We start from the raw sequence: 17,691 nt of genomic DNA, 5'->3' as shown, positions 1-17,691 counted from the left end.
CCGAGGGTATTAGCCCTGACCGCCTTGCGCCTCCATCAGCGCGCGCAGCAGTTTTTCTTCGCTCATGTCGTCTTCGACGGGTTTGTCGGCCGACTCGGCCCCCATCAGCAGCGCCATGCTGTCCTCTTCGGGTTCATCCACCTCGATCTGATTCTGGTTGGCCTCGATCAGACGTTCGCGAAGTTCTTCAGCCGACTGGGTTTCCTCTGCGATTTCGCGCAGGGACACGACCGGATTCTTGTCGTTGTCACGATCCACAGTGATGGCAGAGCCAGCCGAGATTTCGCGCGCACGATGGGCGGCGAGCATCACAAGCTCAAAGCGGTTCGGTACTTTATCAACACAGTCTTCAACGGTCACACGGGCCATAGGGCACTCCGGATTGGTCGGGATGAGGAGGTGTCATACGCCCGTGATCCCTTATTGACAAGCAGGATCCGCCAGTTTCACCACGGATTTCCGGTCATTTTCGGTCAAATCCGCGTGCATCTGCGCGATTGTCAGCCCCAGAACGGGGTGCACCCAGTCGGGACAAATCTCGTTCAGCGGCACCAGAACAAAGCTGCGGTCCTGCAATCTGGGATGCGGCAGGATCAGCCCGTCAGGCGCGGCCTGCATCTGCTGGTCGATGCTAAGGTCGGCCCAATGCCGCCACGTGCCGACATCCGGGACCACATGATCCGCGTCGGCAATGAGGTCCAGATCGACGGTCCGTGGGCCCCAGCGATCCCGTCGGACGCGCCCATGCTCGGCCTCAATCTGGTGCAGAAGGGGCAGAACGTCGGCCGCGGGCAGATCACTGTAGACGCAAAGCGCGGCATTCAGGAAATCGGGCCCCGATCCGGCGGGAAAGGCGGGGGTAGAATACCAGCTCGACAGCGCCGTGACCGGGCCGATCAGCTCACCAATCCGCGCCACGGCAGATTGCAGGTTTTCATAGGTAGTGACGCCCTCTGGCGACAGATTTCCGCCGATCGCGACCAATTTACCAAAGGTCATATAGCCAACGTCCTATACTTATGATCGGTCTGTGCTTATTGCTTGGCGAAATGTTAGCAAATAAACTTTAGACACTGCTACAGCCCTTATTTGTCTTTAAGTTTCGTATTTCAGTGCTGGGCGTGTCTTTAGAAAGGTTATGTATGTTCTACAAGGACGAACGACTGGCGTTGTTCATTGATGGTTCCAATCTGTACGCCGCCGCGAAATCGCTGAATTTCGACATCGACTACAAGCTTCTGCGACAGGAATTCATGCGCAGGGGCAAGTTGCTGCGCGCCTTCTACTACACCGCGATTCTTGAGAATGACGAATATTCTCCGATCCGTCCGCTGGTTGACTGGCTGCACTACAACGGCTTTTCGATGGTGACGAAACCCGCCAAAGAATACACCGACAGCATGGGCCGCCGTAAGGTGAAGGGAAACATGGACATCGAACTGACCGTCGATGCCATGGAACTGGCTCCCCGCGTCGATCACATCGTACTGTTTTCTGGCGATGGCGACTTCCGCCCGCTGGTGGAAAGCCTGCAGCGTCAGGGCGTGCGCGTGTCGGTGGTTTCCACGATCCGTAGCCAGCCGCCGATGATTTCCGATGAACTGCGCCGTCAGGCCGACAACTTTATCGAGTTGGACGACCTGCGCGACGTCATCGGCCGCCCCCCGCGCGAAACTCCGCAGGAGTTAGAGCGTGAGACGGCCAGCGAAGACTGATCCGCGACACAAGACACCAAAAGGGCCAGCGACATCCGCTGGCCCTTTTCGTTTGTTCAAACGGTGCTTTGGCTACAGCCTCAGGAACGCGATCCCCACCGACATCAGGCTAAAGCCAGAGGCGACGGTCCGCGCGATGTTATACACCTGCCACTTGCCCGAATATTCGGTCCAGGTCGCCTGCGCCGCGTCGACATCCGCTGGCACATCGACCAACGCCAAGGCCTCGTTCATCGGGACGTTGACCATCATGGTCAGCATCATCGCCGCAACGATATAGATCACGCCCGCCACCGCGAACAAACTGCCTGCGCCGCTATTACCAGCCTTCCACGCCAGAAACGCAGTGATCAGAAGGACTGGCCCGGTGCCGAAGAACGCCGGTGCAAAGACCGCATTTCGGACACTGCCATTCATCGCCTGCATTGCTTGAATCGCCACCCGCGGGTCCGTCGCATCCAGCCCCCACATGGTCGAACAGACCCACGCGTAAAAGAACCCAAAGATCGCCCCGGTCAGGATCAGCGACACCAAGGCCGGCGCCTTCACACCAACACCCATCGACCGTTCCATCGCGATACTCGCCATACTCTTTCTCCTAATTTCCGTAATCACAAATACGCCTTGCCTTATCCGTAATCTTAGTTACGGATATTGGTCAAGAGGTTTTTCAAGATGAAGCAAGACAAACGCGCCCGCCGCGCAGAAGAGATTGAAGCCGCGGCCTATCAGGTGCTTGAGGACAAAGGCTTTGCCGGGCTGACGATGCTGGCCGTGGCCAAGGCCGCGAGGGCGTCCAACGAAACGCTGTACCGATGGTACGGCGACAAACAGGGGCTTTTCGCGAAACTGATCGAAGGCAACACAAGCCAGGTTCAACAGGTTCTGGACGGCGTGCAGGGCAAGTCCGCGCCGGACAAACTGGCCGCCCTTGGCCCCGCGCTTTTGACCATGTTGCTAGGCCCCCGTGCCGTCGCCCTGAACCGCGCCGCGGCGGCCGACCCAAGCGGAGAGCTTGGCAAAATCCTTTCTGCCAGCGGCCGCGCGACTGTCGGGCCTTGGATCGCCCAAGTTGTCACCTCAGGTATCTCGGCGGGCGACCTGCCCAAGGCTGACCCGACCGAATTCATCGAAACCTATTTCGCGCTTCTGATTGGCGACACGCAGATCCGACGCGTCACCGGCGCGATGGCGCAACCCGACTCTGACTGGGTCCAAAGCCGCGCTGACACCGCCCTGCGCCGCACAATTGCGCTATTCACCCGGTCATGACCTAGACCTTGGAGCCTACAGGCCTTAGGTCTCGGACATAAGGAGAGCCGCGATGACCAAGCCCCCCCTGACCCTTTACCTGGCCGCCCCGCGCGGGTTCTGCGCCGGTGTGGACCGTGCCATCAAGATCGTCGAAATGGCGATCCAGAAATGGGGTGCGCCGGTCTATGTGCGCCATGAAATCGTGCACAACAAATTCGTGGTCGACGGGCTGCGCGATCAGGGCGCCGTCTTTGTCGAAGAACTGGACGAATGCCCCGACGACCGCCCTGTGATCTTTTCCGCCCACGGCGTGCCCAAGGCCGTCCCGGCCGAGGCCGCGCGCCGCGAAATGATCTATGTCGACGCCACCTGCCCGCTGGTGTCCAAGGTGCATATCGAGGCCGAGCGTCATCACGATAACGGTCTGCAGATCGTCATGATCGGCCACGCGGGCCACCCCGAAACCATCGGCACCATGGGCCAGCTCCCCGCCGGAGAAGTGCTGCTGGTCGAAACCGAAGCCGACGTCGCCACGCTGAACGTGCGCGATCCGAACCAACTGGCTTTTGTCACCCAGACGACCCTGTCGGTTGATGACACCAAAGGGATCGTTGCGGCCCTTCAGGCCCGGTTCCCCGCCATCGTCGGCCCACACAAGGAAGACATCTGTTATGCCACGACCAACCGCCAAGAAGCGGTCAAGGCCATGGCGGGCAAGATCGACGCAATGCTGGTCGTCGGCGCGCCGAACTCGTCGAACTCTCGCCGTCTGGTCGAGGTCGCAGACCGCAACGGCTGTTCCTACGCGCAGCTGGTGCAGCGCGCGGACGACATCGACTGGCGGGCGATCGAAGGCATCCGGTCCATCGGCATCACTGCCGGGGCCTCTGCCCCCGAAGTGCTGGTGAACGAAGTGATCGACGCCCTGAAAGCCCGGTTCGACGTCACGGTCGAGGTCGTTGAAACCGCGCAGGAAAAGGTCGAATTCAAAGTCCCCCGCGTGCTAAGGGTTCCGGCATGATGCGTCCGGTACTTGGCATCCCGCTGGCCCCTCTGGCGCTAGGTGTGGCGGGTCTGATCCCCTTTATCGCCGGGGCGTTGCTTCGCCTTGGCGTCATCTCGACCGTGCCCTTGATGCCTGGCGAACTGGCCACAGATGGCGCGGCGCTGATCCTGGGCTATGGCACCATCATTCTGGCCTTTATGTCCGGTATCCTCTGGGGCTTTGCCACGAAATCCGATGACCCGATGTTATATGCGCTGTCGGTCGTCCCGGCACTTTGGGGCTTTCTCAACAACGGCGAAGGCAGCGACAGCCTGATCTGGCTGATGACCGGGTTCATCCTGCTGTGGCTGCTAGAGTTCGTCTATATCCGCCGCAACCTGACCCCAGAGTGGTGGCGTCGAATGCGGTCGGGCCTGCAATTCATTGTTCTGATTTGCATCTACCTCGGCACCATGTCCCCGCCGACACCCTGACAGAGGTAAGACCATGTCCCTGCAATTCCTGCTAACCGCCCTGATTGTTGTCTTGGTCCCCGGCACCGGGGTCATCTACACGCTGGCCATGGGATTGGGCCGGGGGCGAGTGGCCGCGCTTTGGGCGGCGCTTGGGTGCACCTTCGGCATCGTACCCGCCCTGCTTGCCGCAATGCTGGGTCTGGCCGCAGCGCTACATGCATCCGCCGTTTTGTTTCAGGCCGTCAAATTCGCTGGTGTCGCCTATCTTTTGTGGCTGGCGTGGCAAGCGTTGAAATCTGGCGGCGCGTTGAACGTGCAGGAAGACTCCGGCGAAACGAACGGCTGGCGCATCGCGTGGCGCGGTGTGCTGATTAACGTCCTGAACCCAAAGCTTTCGATCTTTTTCTTGGCCCTGCTGCCACCCTTCCTGTCCGGCGACCCCGCTAGCGTCGGCACCGAAATGGCGGTGATGGGCGGCACCTTCATGGCACTGACCTTCGGCGTGTTTGTCATCTATGGCCTTTTCGCCGCGCAGGCCCGAGAGGTCATTCTGGGCAACGCCCGCCTGATGAGATGGATCAACCGCAGCTTTGCCGCGATCTTTGCCGCGCTGGCCGGACGACTGGCCCTAGACCGCGCATGAGCGCCGACGCCCGCACGATTGCCGTCTACGATGACGCGGCCGAACGCTATGGCCGCCGCAGTGGTGAGCCGTGGGAGGTTGAGGCGCTGGAGCGGTTCTTGCTGCGTCTGCCCCAAAACGCGCTGATCCTCGACCTTGGGTGCGGACCTGGCCACTTCTCGGAACAGATGGCTGCGGCGGGCTATCGTGTCGACCCGGTCGATGCCTCTGACGGGATGGTCCGCTTGGCCCGGTCTCGTGGACTGGACGCACGGGTGGCGCGGTTCGACCAGATCGACGGCACAGACCACTACGAAGGCATCTGGGCAAACTTCTCGCTGCTTCATGCGCCGCGTGTAGAAGTGCCCGATCATCTGAACCGGCTGCACACGGCGCTAAAGCCTGACGGCGTGATCCACATCGGCTTCAAGGTCGGCCCGGGCGAAGGTCGTGACAGCCTTGACCGCTTCTACACCTATTGGGAGGTAGAGGAGATGCGCGCGGCCCTGACCCAAGCCGGATTTGCGGTGGACAATCACGTCCCACGCGGCAAAAGCATCGGTTTGGACAGCAGCCCCTTTGGCTGGGCCCTGATGACAGCGACGAAAAAGGACTGACCCGTGGCAGAGTATTACGCGTTCACCGATGGGGCCTGTTCAGGCAATCCCGGACCGGGCGGCTGGGGTGTGCTGTTGCAGGCACGCGACGGCGACACCGTGGTCAAAGAACGCGACCTGAGCGGTGGGGAACCCGACACCACCAACAACCGGATGGAACTGCTGGCCGCGATCAACGCCCTAGAGGTTCTGGGCCGCGCCACCGACATCACCGTCGTCACCGACAGCGCCTATGTCAAAAACGGGGTGACCAGCTGGATCCATGGCTGGAAGCGGAACAACTGGAAAACCTCGAACAAGAAGCCGGTGAAGAACGCCGACCTCTGGCAAAGGCTGGACGAGGCGCAGGCGCGCCATCAGGTGACGTGGAAATGGGTCAAAGGTCACGCCGGTCATCCGGAAAACGAACGCGCCGATGAATTGGCGCGCGCCGGAATGGCCCCATTCAAGTAAGCGGTTTAACCGACGCCCATGCTGACCAGCCAGGCGACAAGGGCAAGGCTTAGCCCAACCTGCACATAGCCCAGCATTGTGAACAGACCGTCCCGCGCCAAAAGCCCAATCGCAAACAGCGATATCGCCCCGGCAAAGACCGAGGTGACCATCGGCAGCACCTCAAGAAACGGGATGATCAGCGTGATCCCGATGATCGTCAGTAAGGTGACGATATTGGCGGGCCGCGACACGAAATAGGTCAGCCGCTTATGCGTTCGCGCGTCGATCCAAGCACAGGGCTTGCGCAGCCAGCCAATCGCGCGATCTAGCTTGTCTGATTTGACCTCGCGCCGTTTCAGGAACTCTGGCAGCCAGACGTGACGCCGCCCGGCAAGCTTTTGTATCGTGATCAGGAAAATGAAGATCGCGCCGATTGTGGGCAGACCAAATATCCCCGACAGCGGCGATACGAGGATCAGAGCAGGCACAAGGATCGTCGGGGCAAAACTGCGCGAACCGACTTCATTAAGGATATCGCGCACGCTGACGCAATCGCCCCGTTCAGCATCCTGCAGGGCATCTAGGATATCGTTCAGGCTGCGAATTTCGCTGCTATTGGCGCTGTCGGGCGGGGTGGTTACGGCCATGGTCATACCTTGGCAACGCCCGGAACCGGCTTTGGTTCAGGACTGGGCTTCGGATTCTTCGCGAGCCAGCAAATCTGCCAGCCCCTCCCGGTAAGTGGGGTATTTCAACTCAACGCCAAGGTCTGTCTTGATTTTGTCATTCCTGACCCGTTTGCTTTCGGCATAAAAGCTGCGCGCCATAGGCGTCATGTCCGCCGTCTCGAACGGTTCTTCTGGGGGCAGCGGCAGCCCCAGCAATTCCGCTGCATGGCCGATCACGTCTTGGGGCGGCGCGGGGTCATTATCGCAAAGGTTATAAACCGCGCCCGGATCGGGCCGCGCGATCGACGCGGCCAGCACCTGCGCGATATCTTCGACATGGATGCGCGAAAAGACCTGTCCCGGCTTGATGATCCGCCGCGCGGTCCCGGCCCGCACCTTGGAAAACGGCCCGCGTCCGGGGCCGTAGATACCTGCCAACCGAAAGATATGCAGGGGCAGGTTGTCGATCGCTTGCCATTCGGCCTCGGCTGCGACGCGCCATTTGCCACGCCGGGTCGATGGGGTCAGGGCGGTATCTTCATCCACCCAATCCCCATCGTGATCGCCATAAACGCCGGTCGTCGACAGATACCCTGCCCAGTCGAGTTGCGGGGCGATCTGTTGAATGAACGGCCCGTAGGCCCGCAGCATCGGGTCGCCCTCTTCGTCCGGCCCGGCCGAGATCAGAAGGTGCGTTGCCTGCGCCCATTCCTCTGGCGCTGTCTCTGGCGACACATGCGGGATCACACCTGCATCGCGCATCTTGTCGGCCTTATCGTCAGACCGGGTCGTGCCGTGGATCACCCACCCCTGCGGGATCAAAATCTTGGCCAGTTCAGCCGCCGAATAGCCATGCCCGAGGGACAGCAGAACACCTGTCATCGCGTCTCATCCTTTCCCTGCAGCAGGGCATTCAGCGCCTGCTGCAGCGGTGTATCGTCGTCAAATTTCAGCCGCACCGGAACTGTCAGAACTTTCTGACGAAACTGAAATGGTAACCGCACCGCGTCTTTTTCCGTGGTCACCAGCTGCGCATGTAGCTTGGATGCATCGCTTTCCAACCGTGCCATCAGCGCCGGGGTTAGCGGCTGATGGTCACTTAGCGCCTCTCCGTGCAGAAGGTTTGCGCCCATGGCGCGCAGCGTGGCAAAGAACTTCTCTGGATGGCCGATACCCGCGAAGGCCAAAACCTTCGCGCCCTCCCAGTCCATACCGGTCTGCAAGGGTTCCAACCGTGCCGTCAGATGCGGCAATTCAAGCGCCGGGTTGGCCGTGACGAATCCGCTTTGTGCCGCCTCGTCCCCGATCGAGATGACCATGTCCGCCCGCGCCAGTCCGACCACCACCGGTTCCCGCAGCGGCCCGGCAGGCAGACAGCGCCCATTGCCGAACCCTTTGCGCGCATCGACGACGATCAGGCTAAGGTCCTTGGCGACCGCCGGGTTCTGAAACCCATCGTCCAAAATGATCGCTTGGGCCCCGGCCCCGACTGCCGCCTGCGCGCCCGCGGCCCGATCCTTTGCCACCCAGACGGGGCCAAAGGCCGACAGCAACAAAGGCTCATCCCCGACATCGTCTGCGCCGTGGGTTTTGGGATCGACCTGCACCGGACCGTCCAGCCGCCCACCGTATCCGCGCGACACGACATGCGCCGTGACGCCCCTGTCGGCCAACATGGATTGCAGCGCAATCACCGTCGGCGTTTTGCCCGTTCCGCCCGCGCTCAGATTGCCTACGCAGATTACAGGAACGTCCACATTCTTGGATGGGCCAGCGGCCAACCGCCGCGCCGTACCCGCCGCATAGAGCCACCCCAAGGGCGCCAACAGAGGCGCCAGCAGGCCCGGCCGATCGGGCGGATTATCCCAGAACTCAGGCGCGCGCATCGCCAGTCGCCCGGCCTTTGACCAGCGCCTCGTCCAGAATGTCTTCCAACGTTTGCAGCACCTTGTCCGTCACCTCTGCGCCTTCGGTCGCAACCTCCCACGCGGCTTGCGCCATGCTGGCCGACTGGTCCGGCGCGTTCAATCGCAACACCGCCGCCGACAGGGAAGACGCGTCCTTGACCAGCCGCGCCGCACCCGCCTTGGCGAACTTGGAATAAGACCGGATAAAGCGGCTGACGTTGGGCCCATACACAATGGCCGACCCAAGCGCCGCGGGTTCATAGGGATCGCGACCGCCATGTCCTGCGGTCAGCGACGATCCCATGAAGGTGACCGGCGACAGGCGATACCACATCCCCATTTCGCCATAGGTATCCGCCACAATGATCTGGGTCGTTTCCTCGGGAAAACCGCCTTCGGACCAGACCACATAGCGCAACCCCTGATCCTTCAGCGACGCCACCATGGCCGCCCCGTCTTCGGGACGACGCGGGACAAGGATCAGCATCATCCGGTGCGCGGCGCGCAGGGCCTGACGGTGGGCTTCGATCACAATGGGGAATTCATCGGGCTGAACCATCGCGGCCAGCCATACCGGGCGGATGGCAAGGGATTCCGACAGCTCTGCCCTGTCCGCCTCGTTGCAGCGCAACGCTGGCCCACCTTCCTGCAATGGGCCCGTGACGTCGATCACCTCGGGATCGACACCAGCACGGATCAGCATCTTGGCCACATTGGCCGTGTTGGCATAGATCGCGCGAAAGCTGTTCAGGATGGCCCGGTCGGACCGGCGCCGCCACGGCAGACGGCTTTCTTCGAAGCCTGACACATCCGCCCCGACCATCACCATCGGCACCTCTGCCGCGCGGGCCGCATTCAGCACCGCCGACCTAAGGTGCCCCGTCTGCCAGACACAGGCCTGCGGCTTCCAATGTTCGATAAACCCGCGCGCAGCGGCAGAGGATTCCTCGGGCAGCGGTTGGAAAATCACGTTGTCGGGCACGCTGTCCGGCCACCCCGCTAAGGGCGGCAGGGTCAGCAGCATATTCACGTCGGGCCGCAAGGATTGCGCCCGCTTGGCCAGTTGAAACAGTGATACAACCTGATCCGGATCGGCCGCATGGGCCCAGATCAAAGACCCCTCGGGCCGGTCAGGCCGCGGCACGTCAGCCGCAACGGCACGGCGAGAGGATGGCAAATCTTAGGACCCCAGTTCTTCGGTCGAAGAGGCCGCAGCTTCTTCGTCACGCAGGCGGTGCAGGTGCGCGATGTAGTACCGCATATGCGCGTTGTCGACCGTGCGCTGCGCGATATCCTTCCACGCGTCGTAGGCGCTGGCGTAATCGGGAAAGATGCCCACGATGTCGATGTCGTCGACGTTCTTGAACACGTTCTTTGTAGGATCGACCAGTTCTCCGCCGAAAACCAGATGCAGACGTTGCGCCATGAAAAGCTCCTTGGACAGGGCCAGATTTTACAGGGCCATATCGGGGGCGGCCCATGGCCCGCAACCTGCGGGCTCTGGCGTGAAAGGTCAAGTTTTAGGGGGCAGGGGTTAAGCTTGCGTGACGCCCAATGCCGTCAAAAGCCCGGCATGTAACCCCGGCCCTGCCGCCACCACGCCCGGCACCTGAGGATGCGGGTTGTTGAACATTAGCGCGCCGCCCCGCTTGTCCGACGTCACCGCCCCGGCTTCGCGCAGGATCAGGTCACCTGCGGCGATGTCCCATTCCCAGCTATCGCGAAAGGTCAGCATGGCGTCGAAACGCCCTTCGGCCACCAGCGACAGGCGATAGGCCAGTGACGGGCGATAGTGGCGCGACACCTGCGGGACACCGCCGGGCCAGTGCTGCATGTCATAATTCGGCTTGGCTGCCAAAACCCGCGCGCCATCCACCCTGTCGCGGCCAGACACCTTGATTGGTTTCCCATTCAGTGTTGCGCCCTGCCCTGCCGCCGCCGCATACAACCGATCCTTCATTGGCAAATAAACCACGGCCGCCACGACGCGACCGGCCTCTGCAATGGCTAGCGAATGCGCCCAGGTGTCGTTGCCTTGGATAAAGCTGCGCGTTCCATCGATGGGGTCGATGATGAAAACGCGCTCTCGGCCCAGCCGGTCACCGGTGTCGGCGCTTTCCTCGCTTAGCCAGCCATAGCTTGGGCGTTCATGGCGCAGCAGACGCCCCAGCGTGTCGTTCACCGCCAGATCGGCCTCGGTCACGGGGCCCTGATCGCCGGGTTTGTCCCATCTTTTGGCCGTCTCGCCGGAGAACCCCAGCGCGATCTTGCCCGCGTCCCGGGCCGCACGTGTCAGAAGGGCCAGATCACTGTCCGGCAATAGACATATCCTCGATCAGGATCGACGGGACGACATGGCTTAAGTGCGCACGGGCATCATTGGCCGGAATGATCCGGGCCAGCATATCGATCAGGTTGCCCGCGATCGTGCCTTCGCTGACGGGATGAGAGATCTGGCCGTTCTCAATCCAGAACCCTGACGCCCCGCGTGAATAATCGCCCGTGTTGGGGTTGATCGTCGCCCCGATCAGCGACGTCACCAGAAATCCGGTACCCATCTGCGCGATCAGGTCTTCGCGGCTGGCAGACCCCTGCGTCAGCGCAATATTCCAGTTCGACGGCGATGGAGGAGAGGTCATGCCCCGCGCCGCGTTTCCGGTCGACGTCATGCCCAGTTTCCGCGCGGTCGCCAGATCCAGCGTCCAGCCGGTCAGAACCCCGTCCTCAACGATGGCGCGGCGACGCGTAGGCAAACCTTCGCCGTCAAAGGGACGCGATCCGGTCACCCGAGGGCGATGGGGATCTTCGATCACCGACAGACCAGCGGGCAGAACCTGCTGCCCCAGCTTGTCGCGCATGAAGGACGCGCCGCGCGCAATGGCCGATCCGTTCACGGCCCCCAGCAGGTGGCCAATCAAACCACCGCTGATCCGTTGGTCGTACAGCACCGGATACCGCCCGGTTTTGGGCTGCACCGGGTTCAGGCGGGCCGCCGCACGTTCCCCGGCCTTTTGCCCGATCTCTTCAGGGCTGCGCAGGTCCGATTGATGCAGCCGCATATCGCCGTCGCTGTCCCGCTCCATCCCGGTGCCGGTCCCCGCGATGGCGGTGCAATAGGTCTGACGGTGGCTGCGCGCATACCCGCCCGCAAATCCATTGGTGGCCGCTAGGTATACGCGCGATTGGCCATAAGCCGCCCCCGCACCCTGAACCTGACTGACGCCCTGAACGGCCAGTGCCGCGGCCTCGGCCCGCAGGGCGTCGTCTTTCAGGTCATCCGGCGACGGCTCTCCTGCGTCGTCTTCCATGTCCAGCGTGGCCAAATCGCAACCAATACCGATCTGATCTGCATCTGCCAGACCGATGTAGGGGTCCTCGGGCGCCTCGCGTGCCATGGCAACGGCGCGTTCGGCCATCTGCTGCATCGCCTCGGCCCGCAGGTCAGAGGTCGAAACACAGGCCTGACGCTGCCCCAGAATGACGCGCAACCCGATCTCGACGCCCTCGGACCGCTCCGCCTCTTCCAGCTTGCCGGCCCGGACCCCGATCGATGTCGAAGACCCGTCCCGCGCCATCGCATCGGCAGCGTCTGCACCAGCGTCCTTGGCGGCTTTCAGGAATTGGGCGGTCAGATCTTCAAGGTCATGCATCATCAATAAGTCCCCGTCGCAACACCAAAGGAGGTAGACGCGAAACCGCGCTGACACAAGGTCTGCCCGGCCATTTGACCGACCAGAAGCCCCCACGGGGCCAATCTTTCAGGCGAAGTTACTGCAGCGGCAGCGGCATCCCGTTGACGCTAAGCGCACCCTGCGGCGTCACCTCGATCGTGGCGGAATATTCGTCCGCCCCCGGACCCTGCCGACCCAGCTGCTGGATCATGCCAGAGCCGATCATGACCTGCTGCATCGGGATTAGACCCATTTGCCCCAGCTTACCCAACAGTGTCGTGACACCATCCATGCGGATATCAGCCACGCCGTCGAAGGCGGGCAAGGACGGGTTCAGCGGGAACACCTTGGTGTTGTCGATATCGAAATCCGCCGTTGCTTCGACCAGCGCACCGGCGGCCCGCAGGCGCAGCTGTTCCAGCACAAGGCTGGTCAATTCTCCGGGTGCACCACCGGTACGATCCAACTGGGACATCGCCCGTTCGTTCATCAGGTCGACGAACAGCCGGGTGGTGCCGGTAAACGACGTCTCGATCGTGATCGGATCATGTGGCAGCGCATTCGTCGGATCTGCCATCATCCACAGGGGTTCCGGCACGGCCAGATCGGTGATCGTCACGCTGGCGGCAAAGGGCTGTTCTTCTGCCCCGGCGATGACGGGCAAGCTGATACCAAGCCCCAGCGCCGCGGCCGATGTATTCACCGGGAAGGGGATTTGATTGCCCGCCACCGACAGGTTCAGGTCGCGCGACATCAGATCGTAGGACAGCCCTTCATCGGACATCCCCAGATGATAAGTGCCGCCGCCGCTAGAGGTCTGAACCCGCGCCTCGGCCCGTTCATCGGCGAAATAGAACTCACCTGACCCGCCGCCGAATTCGGCATCGGCATTCACGGTATATCCGTTGCGCAGGGCCACATCGATGGCTAGCGGGTTCACCTCTGGCGGCACGACACCCATCGACGTGGTCGTCAGGTCGGTCATCTCACCGGACCACATCAGCCGATTTTCCACATCTCCGTCGATCTCAGTCAGTTCGACGTCATAGGTCAGCCGCGCCACCTGCATCGTCTGATCGACCCGAGAGGTGCCATCGGTCATCGCAATCGACGTCTGGCCCGATGCGCCCTCCATGCTGAAAGACACGGTGCCCGGCACAGGGAAATCCCCCTGCGCGGATGTCACCTCTTCCAGCGAAATGGCGATCCGGTCGGCGATGTAATCGTATGTAATGTCACCCGGCTGACCCGAGGCGATGGTGCGGTGCCCCTCCATCATCAGGTTCATCGTCGCGGTAAAGTCTTCGTCCCCGGCACCATCACCGCGCACGGTGATCGGCGACGCCACGGGCATTTCAATCGACACGGTGCCGTCACCTTGGTCGATCAGCGCCAACTCTCCCATCCCGATGACGACGGTTCCCCCAACGATCCCGCGATCAGGATCAGAGGGGATGAACATGGTCATCTCAAATTTAGGAAAGCGTATGTCGGTGCCGTCGGTTTCGGGCTCGACCTCGACGGTATAGCCGAAGGACGACAGATACCCGGCCCATTGCGCCCAGACGTCCGCAGGGGTCACATCCGCCGTCGCGGAGGAAGGAAGTGCCGTTACCAGACCCAGTGCAATCGTAGACGTAATGTGGCGAATATGATGACCCATCTGACGACGGCCTCCCGCTTCTTGGTGTTTTGGGCAGAATCAGGGGTTCATCCCCGTCAGTCAAGTCATCGTGACCTTTACGTGAGTGTATGGGGGTGTTTACCAACGATAAACGAGTCGAAAGGGCCACACATGACCGATCTGACAGGGAAAGTCGCGCTGATCACAGGCGCAAGCCGCGGCATAGGCGAAGCCGCCGCACGAGAATTCGCAGCCGCAGGGGCCAAGATGGTGCTTGTCGCCCGGTCGCGCGACCGCATCGCGGAACTGGCCGGAGAGATCGGCCACGACGCCGTTGCGGTGCCCTGCGACATCGCCCGCTATTGGGAAGTCGAAGCCGCGGTGAACGCCGCAATCGAAGCCTTTGGCCGGATCGATATCCTGATCGGCAACGCGGGCGTCCTGCAACCGATAACCCATTTGGCAGACGCTGACCCCGATGAATGGGGGCAGGTGATCGACGTCAACATCAAAGGCGTTTTCAACGGCATGCGTGCCGCGATCCCCGTGATGGCCGCGCAGGGCGGCGGGACGATCATCACCGTGTCCTCGGGCGCGGCCCATGCGCCCCTGGAAGGCTGGAGCGCGTATTGCACCTCCAAGGCCGGGGCGGCGATGCTGACCCGCGCGGCGCATCTGGAAAACGCCGACAAAGGCCTGCGCATCATGGGCCTGTCCCCCGGCACCGTCGCCACGCAGATGCAGCGCGACATCAAGGCCAGCGGCGTGAACCCCGTCAGCGAATTGGAGTGGGAAGATCACATCCCGCCCGAATGGCCTGCGAAATGCCTGCTGTGGATGTGCGGTGACCAAGCCGATACGCACCTTGGCGAAGAAATCTCGCTTCGTGACGAAGGCATCCGCCGCAGCGTCGGGCTGATCGCATGATCGAAGTCAGCAAAGACGGCGATCTCTGGACCGTCACGATCAACCGGCCCGATAAGGCAAACTCCCTTACCGGCGCGATGCTGGAAGAGCTGGCCGAGACGTTCGAGTCAGCCCAGTCGGCCCGCGCCGTGATCCTGACCGGCACGGGCAAGGTCTTCTCTGCCGGGGCCGATCTGGAAGAAGCGCGGGCCGGTCTGGCGACGTCGCCTTTGTGGGAACGTCTGTCATCTGCCGTGGCCGCGCTGCCGGGTCTGTCGATTGCCGCGCTGAACGGCACCTTGGCAGGCGGCGCGATGGGCATGGCGCTTGCTTGCGACATCCGCATCGCCACGCCGGGGGCCAAGTTCTTCTACCCGGTGATGAAATTGGGGTTCCTGCCGCAACCGTCGGATCCCGGCCGCATGTCCGCCCTGATCGGCCCTGCCCGGACCAAGCTGATCCTGATGGGCGGTCAAAAGATCACCGCAGACGACGCGCTGACCTATGGATTGATCGACCGCATCGTAGAGCCGGAGGCGCTGATCGACACCGCGCGTGACATCTGCACCGACACTCTGGCCGCCAAGCTAGAGATCGCGGCAGGCATCAAAGGCATGTGCAGCTAACGCTTGCGCCGTCGTCCGGGTGTTTTCGAATGAAACCCGGGCGGCCGCTTTGCCACCCAAGCCGCGAATTTCGCCAACCTTGGATGCGCGCGTAACTTTTCGGGCGTGTCAAAGTCACGGGCCAGCTCGGCCTCGGTCAGCGTGGCGTGGATTTCGTTGTGACAAATCTGATGCACCCGCACGGTCGGCCCGTGCTTCCCGCCCCTTAGCTTGGGCACCAGATGGTGCAGGGATGACCGCGCATCTGGCGGTATCGGGCGCAGGCACAGGGGACAGATCGGATCGTCGCTCATCCCGGTGATATAGGCGCGCCAGTTTCCACTGCCAGACATCATCGCCACCGCGCCCTCTGGTTCCCGCCCTTGTCTTTCACGCGCCACACGCGCACAACCCGATGCATGGCAACAGGTCTGGTCATAGGCGGCGGCCCGGCGGGTCTGATGGCGGCAGAGGCGATGGCCGATGCGGGCCTGAGCGTCATCGTGACCGAGGCCAAGCCAAGCCTTGGACGCAAGTTCCTGATGGCGGGCAAATCGGGCCTGAACCTGACCAAGGACGAAGCGCCCGACATTTTCCTGAACGCCTACCGCGACGCGACGCCCAATCTGACCCCTGCACTGACGGCCTTTGGCCCGGACGCTGTGAAAAGCTGGGCCACCGATCTCGGCCAAGACCTGTTCACCGGCACCACGGGCCGGGTCTTTCCCAAGGCGATGAAGGCGTCCCCGCTTCTGCGCGCGTGGCTCACCCGGCTGCGCGACAAGGATGTCGATCTGCGCACGCGCTGGCGCTGGACCGGATGGGACGACGCGAGCGTGATGTTTGACACGACCGATGGCCCGCAAAACCTTTCACCGGATGTCTCCGTTCTGGCCTGCGGCGGGGCAAGCTGGCCGCGCCTTGGATCCGACGGTGCATGGGCCACGCATTTCGACATCGCGCCCTTCCGCCCCGCCAATGTCGGCCTGCGCGTTGCTTGGTCGGATCACATGGCAAGCCAATTCGGGCAGCCGTTGAAATCCATCGCCCTGACCACCGGCGACGACACGACCCGGGGCGAAATCACCATCACGCGCCGGGGCCTAGAAGGCGCGGGCATCTACACCCTGTCGCACCTGCTGCGCGATGGCGCCCCGCTGACGATCGACCTTGTTCCGGATATCCCGCTGGACCGTTTGCGGGACAAGCTGGCCCGCCGCCGTCGCGGCGACAGCCTTGCGTCCCACTTGCGTCGGTCGATCAAACTCGACCCCGCCAAACGGGCGCTGCTGATGGAATTCGGCCGCCCCCTGCCCGACGATATCGCCCCGCTGCTCAAGGCGCTGCCCATCCGCCACCAAGGCGCGATGGACATGACGCACGCGATTTCCACCGCCGGGGGGCTAAGGTTCGACGATCTGGACGACACGCTGATGCTGCGCGACCGTCCCGGCACCTTCGCCGCCGGAGAGATGTTGGATTGGGAAGCCCCGACAGGCGGCTATCTTCTGACCGCCTGTCTGGCCACCGGCCTGCACGCAGGGCGCGCGGCGGCGGCTTATGCCTCTTGTTCGGACGCGACCGCGCGTTTGTAAGCGTCCCGGCCACGCATATCCTTGCCGTAGGCCATCAGCTTATCGCTTTCGATCGGGAACTTGGCACCAAAACCCCAGCCCAAAGTATGGGTCAGCAGGATGTCCGGCACGCTCATCTGATCGCCCATCAGGAACGGCCCTTGGAACCGTTCTTCGATGCCCTTCAGGTTCCGCGCCCATTCCCATTTCGCCGTGTCTTTGACCCCTTCGACCCGCTTGTCTTCGGGCAGAATGAACCCGTGGCGGGTGGCGGCCCAGATGATCGCCTCTAGGTCATCGAGGATTTGGAAGGTCAGCGCATCCTGCTTGGCCCGCGCGATCGTGCCCGCAGGCGCGGTCATCGCGCCGTGCTTGTCCGCCAGATAGGTCAGGATCGCCGCGCTGTCGGTAATCGCCTCACCATCGTCCAGCAGAACCGGCAACTTGCCGAGGGGCGAATGCTCTTTCACCTCGGGGGTGTGTTGCTTGGCGCGGATGCGGTCGTAGCTTTGGCCAAGCTCCTCCAACATCCAGATGACGCGAAAAGTACGGTTATTGGCCGAACCGATGACAGTATACATGGTGAATCCTCCCTTTGAGAGGGAGTGGACACGATCCCCGCAGCCGCGTCC

Annotated in this window: 23 protein-coding genes; 10 read left to right on the top strand and 13 right to left on the bottom strand. The window is 62.4% G+C overall.

Annotated elements, in window-relative coordinates; genetic code table 11:
• Window positions 1-9: 9 nt before the first annotated feature.
• Together rpoZ and folK are read right to left on the bottom strand one after the other, a co-directional pair.
• A complete protein-coding gene (gene rpoZ, locus ACI3GR_RS10080; RefSeq protein ID WP_407494184.1) occupies window positions 10-369 on the bottom strand; it encodes a DNA-directed RNA polymerase subunit omega in 360 nt (119 codons plus the stop codon).
• A gap of 51 nt (window positions 370-420) precedes the next feature.
• Window positions 421-999 (bottom strand): 2-amino-4-hydroxy-6-hydroxymethyldihydropteridine diphosphokinase, encoded by a 579-nt coding sequence (gene folK / locus ACI3GR_RS10075; protein ID WP_407494181.1) that lies wholly within the window; start codon window positions 997-999, stop codon window positions 421-423.
• Between the two features lie 143 nt (window positions 1,000-1,142).
• Here folK and ACI3GR_RS10070 point away from each other — a divergent pair, with 143 nt between their 5' ends.
• Window positions 1,143-1,715 carry a LabA-like NYN domain-containing protein gene (locus tag ACI3GR_RS10070; protein WP_407494180.1) on the top strand — a complete coding sequence of 191 codons (573 nt, stop codon included), beginning with the start codon at window positions 1,143-1,145 and terminating at the stop codon, window positions 1,713-1,715.
• A 72-nt stretch (window positions 1,716-1,787) separates the two neighbouring features.
• On the opposite strand, the gene ACI3GR_RS10065 is transcribed toward ACI3GR_RS10070, so the two are convergent.
• The gene (locus ACI3GR_RS10065) at window positions 1,788-2,303 is read right to left on the bottom strand and encodes an anthrone oxygenase family protein (protein WP_407494178.1); all 516 of its coding nucleotides are present in this window, start codon (window positions 2,301-2,303) and stop codon (window positions 1,788-1,790) included.
• 87 nt (window positions 2,304-2,390) lie between these two features.
• Here ACI3GR_RS10065 and ACI3GR_RS10060 point away from each other — a divergent pair, with 87 nt between their 5' ends.
• The 6 genes from ACI3GR_RS10060 to rnhA are packed head-to-tail and all read left to right on the top strand — an operon-like array spanning window position 2,391 to window position 6,122.
• Window positions 2,391-2,987, top strand: coding sequence for a TetR/AcrR family transcriptional regulator (locus tag ACI3GR_RS10060; RefSeq protein ID WP_407494177.1), 597 nt, complete (start codon window positions 2,391-2,393; stop codon window positions 2,985-2,987).
• A gap of 52 nt (window positions 2,988-3,039) precedes the next feature.
• Window positions 3,040-3,990, top strand: a complete 951-nt coding sequence (gene ispH, locus ACI3GR_RS10055; protein ID WP_407494175.1) for a 4-hydroxy-3-methylbut-2-enyl diphosphate reductase — start codon at window positions 3,040-3,042, stop codon at window positions 3,988-3,990.
• Window positions 3,987-4,448, top strand: a complete 462-nt coding sequence (locus ACI3GR_RS10050; protein WP_407494174.1) for a DUF3429 domain-containing protein — start codon at window positions 3,987-3,989, stop codon at window positions 4,446-4,448. Before ispH ends, ACI3GR_RS10050 begins: the two co-directional genes overlap by 4 nt.
• A 13-nt stretch (window positions 4,449-4,461) precedes the next feature.
• Window positions 4,462-5,073, top strand: a complete 612-nt coding sequence (locus tag ACI3GR_RS10045) for a LysE family translocator (RefSeq protein ID WP_407494173.1) — start codon at window positions 4,462-4,464, stop codon at window positions 5,071-5,073.
• Window positions 5,070-5,669 carry a class I SAM-dependent DNA methyltransferase gene (locus ACI3GR_RS10040; protein WP_407494172.1) on the top strand — a complete coding sequence of 200 codons (600 nt, stop codon included), beginning with the start codon at window positions 5,070-5,072 and terminating at the stop codon, window positions 5,667-5,669. The genes ACI3GR_RS10045 and ACI3GR_RS10040 overlap by 4 nt, the downstream gene beginning before the upstream one ends.
• 3 nt (window positions 5,670-5,672) lie before the next feature.
• Complete coding sequence (gene rnhA / locus ACI3GR_RS10035) at window positions 5,673-6,122, top strand: ribonuclease HI (RefSeq protein ID WP_407494169.1); 450 nt, start codon at window positions 5,673-5,675, stop codon at window positions 6,120-6,122.
• Window positions 6,123-6,127: 5 nt separating this feature from the next.
• Here rnhA and ACI3GR_RS10030 read toward each other — a convergent pair whose 3' ends face one another.
• The 8 genes from ACI3GR_RS10030 to ACI3GR_RS09995 all read right to left on the bottom strand — a co-directional run bounded on the left by ACI3GR_RS10030 (window position 6,128) and on the right by ACI3GR_RS09995 (window position 14,013).
• Window positions 6,128-6,751 carry an exopolysaccharide biosynthesis protein gene (locus ACI3GR_RS10030; protein WP_407494167.1) on the bottom strand — a complete coding sequence of 208 codons (624 nt, stop codon included), beginning with the start codon at window positions 6,749-6,751 and terminating at the stop codon, window positions 6,128-6,130.
• Window positions 6,752-6,787: 36 nt separating this feature from the next.
• Complete coding sequence (locus ACI3GR_RS10025) at window positions 6,788-7,654, bottom strand: SDR family oxidoreductase (protein WP_407494166.1); 867 nt, start codon at window positions 7,652-7,654, stop codon at window positions 6,788-6,790.
• Entirely contained in the window at window positions 7,651-8,658 is a 1,008-nt protein-coding gene (gene lpxK / locus ACI3GR_RS10020) for a tetraacyldisaccharide 4'-kinase (protein ID WP_407494164.1), read from the bottom strand. Before lpxK ends, ACI3GR_RS10025 begins: the two co-directional genes overlap by 4 nt.
• On the bottom strand, window positions 8,645-9,856 hold the full coding sequence (locus tag ACI3GR_RS10015; RefSeq protein WP_407494163.1) for a 3-deoxy-D-manno-octulosonic acid transferase: 1,212 nt from the start codon (window positions 9,854-9,856) through the stop codon (window positions 8,645-8,647). Before ACI3GR_RS10015 ends, lpxK begins: the two co-directional genes overlap by 14 nt.
• A gap of 3 nt (window positions 9,857-9,859) precedes the next feature.
• The gene (locus ACI3GR_RS10010; protein ID WP_407494161.1) at window positions 9,860-10,105 is read right to left on the bottom strand and encodes a DUF4170 domain-containing protein; all 246 of its coding nucleotides are present in this window, start codon (window positions 10,103-10,105) and stop codon (window positions 9,860-9,862) included.
• A gap of 108 nt (window positions 10,106-10,213) precedes the next feature.
• On the bottom strand, window positions 10,214-10,999 hold the full coding sequence (locus ACI3GR_RS10005) for a 3'(2'),5'-bisphosphate nucleotidase CysQ (protein WP_407494159.1): 786 nt from the start codon (window positions 10,997-10,999) through the stop codon (window positions 10,214-10,216).
• The gene (locus ACI3GR_RS10000; RefSeq protein WP_407494156.1) at window positions 10,986-12,332 is read right to left on the bottom strand and encodes a TldD/PmbA family protein; all 1,347 of its coding nucleotides are present in this window, start codon (window positions 12,330-12,332) and stop codon (window positions 10,986-10,988) included. Before ACI3GR_RS10000 ends, ACI3GR_RS10005 begins: the two co-directional genes overlap by 14 nt.
• A gap of 115 nt (window positions 12,333-12,447) precedes the next feature.
• Window positions 12,448-14,013 (bottom strand): hypothetical protein, encoded by a 1,566-nt coding sequence (locus tag ACI3GR_RS09995; protein ID WP_407494155.1) that lies wholly within the window; start codon window positions 14,011-14,013, stop codon window positions 12,448-12,450.
• A 132-nt stretch (window positions 14,014-14,145) separates the two neighbouring features.
• Here ACI3GR_RS09995 and ACI3GR_RS09990 point away from each other — a divergent pair, with 132 nt between their 5' ends.
• Together ACI3GR_RS09990 and ACI3GR_RS09985 are read left to right on the top strand one after the other, a co-directional pair.
• Window positions 14,146-14,901 carry an SDR family oxidoreductase gene (locus tag ACI3GR_RS09990; protein ID WP_407494153.1) on the top strand — a complete coding sequence of 252 codons (756 nt, stop codon included), beginning with the start codon at window positions 14,146-14,148 and terminating at the stop codon, window positions 14,899-14,901.
• Window positions 14,898-15,506 carry an enoyl-CoA hydratase/isomerase family protein gene (locus tag ACI3GR_RS09985; RefSeq protein WP_407494152.1) on the top strand — a complete coding sequence of 203 codons (609 nt, stop codon included), beginning with the start codon at window positions 14,898-14,900 and terminating at the stop codon, window positions 15,504-15,506. The genes ACI3GR_RS09990 and ACI3GR_RS09985 overlap by 4 nt, the downstream gene beginning before the upstream one ends.
• Here ACI3GR_RS09985 and ACI3GR_RS09980 read toward each other — a convergent pair.
• Window positions 15,503-15,838, bottom strand: coding sequence for an HNH endonuclease family protein (locus ACI3GR_RS09980; RefSeq protein WP_407494151.1), 336 nt, complete (start codon window positions 15,836-15,838; stop codon window positions 15,503-15,505). The genes ACI3GR_RS09985 and ACI3GR_RS09980 overlap by 4 nt on opposite strands.
• A gap of 66 nt (window positions 15,839-15,904) precedes the next feature.
• On the opposite strand from ACI3GR_RS09980, the gene ACI3GR_RS09975 reads away from it, so the two are divergent.
• Window positions 15,905-17,080, top strand: a complete 1,176-nt coding sequence (locus tag ACI3GR_RS09975; protein ID WP_407494149.1) for a TIGR03862 family flavoprotein — start codon at window positions 15,905-15,907, stop codon at window positions 17,078-17,080.
• Here ACI3GR_RS09975 and ACI3GR_RS09970 read toward each other — a convergent pair.
• Window positions 17,044-17,640, bottom strand: a complete 597-nt coding sequence (locus tag ACI3GR_RS09970; RefSeq protein WP_407494146.1) for a glutathione S-transferase family protein — start codon at window positions 17,638-17,640, stop codon at window positions 17,044-17,046. The genes ACI3GR_RS09975 and ACI3GR_RS09970 overlap by 37 nt on opposite strands.
• Between the last annotated feature and the right edge of the window lie 51 nt (window positions 17,641-17,691).

The sequence above is a fragment of the Pseudooceanicola aestuariicola genome (assembly GCF_045763785.1).
Classification (GTDB): domain Bacteria; phylum Pseudomonadota; class Alphaproteobacteria; order Rhodobacterales; family Rhodobacteraceae; genus Pseudooceanicola.
The sequence above is the reverse complement of the archived record's forward strand: the minus strand, read 5'-3'. Positions and strand labels throughout refer to the sequence as shown.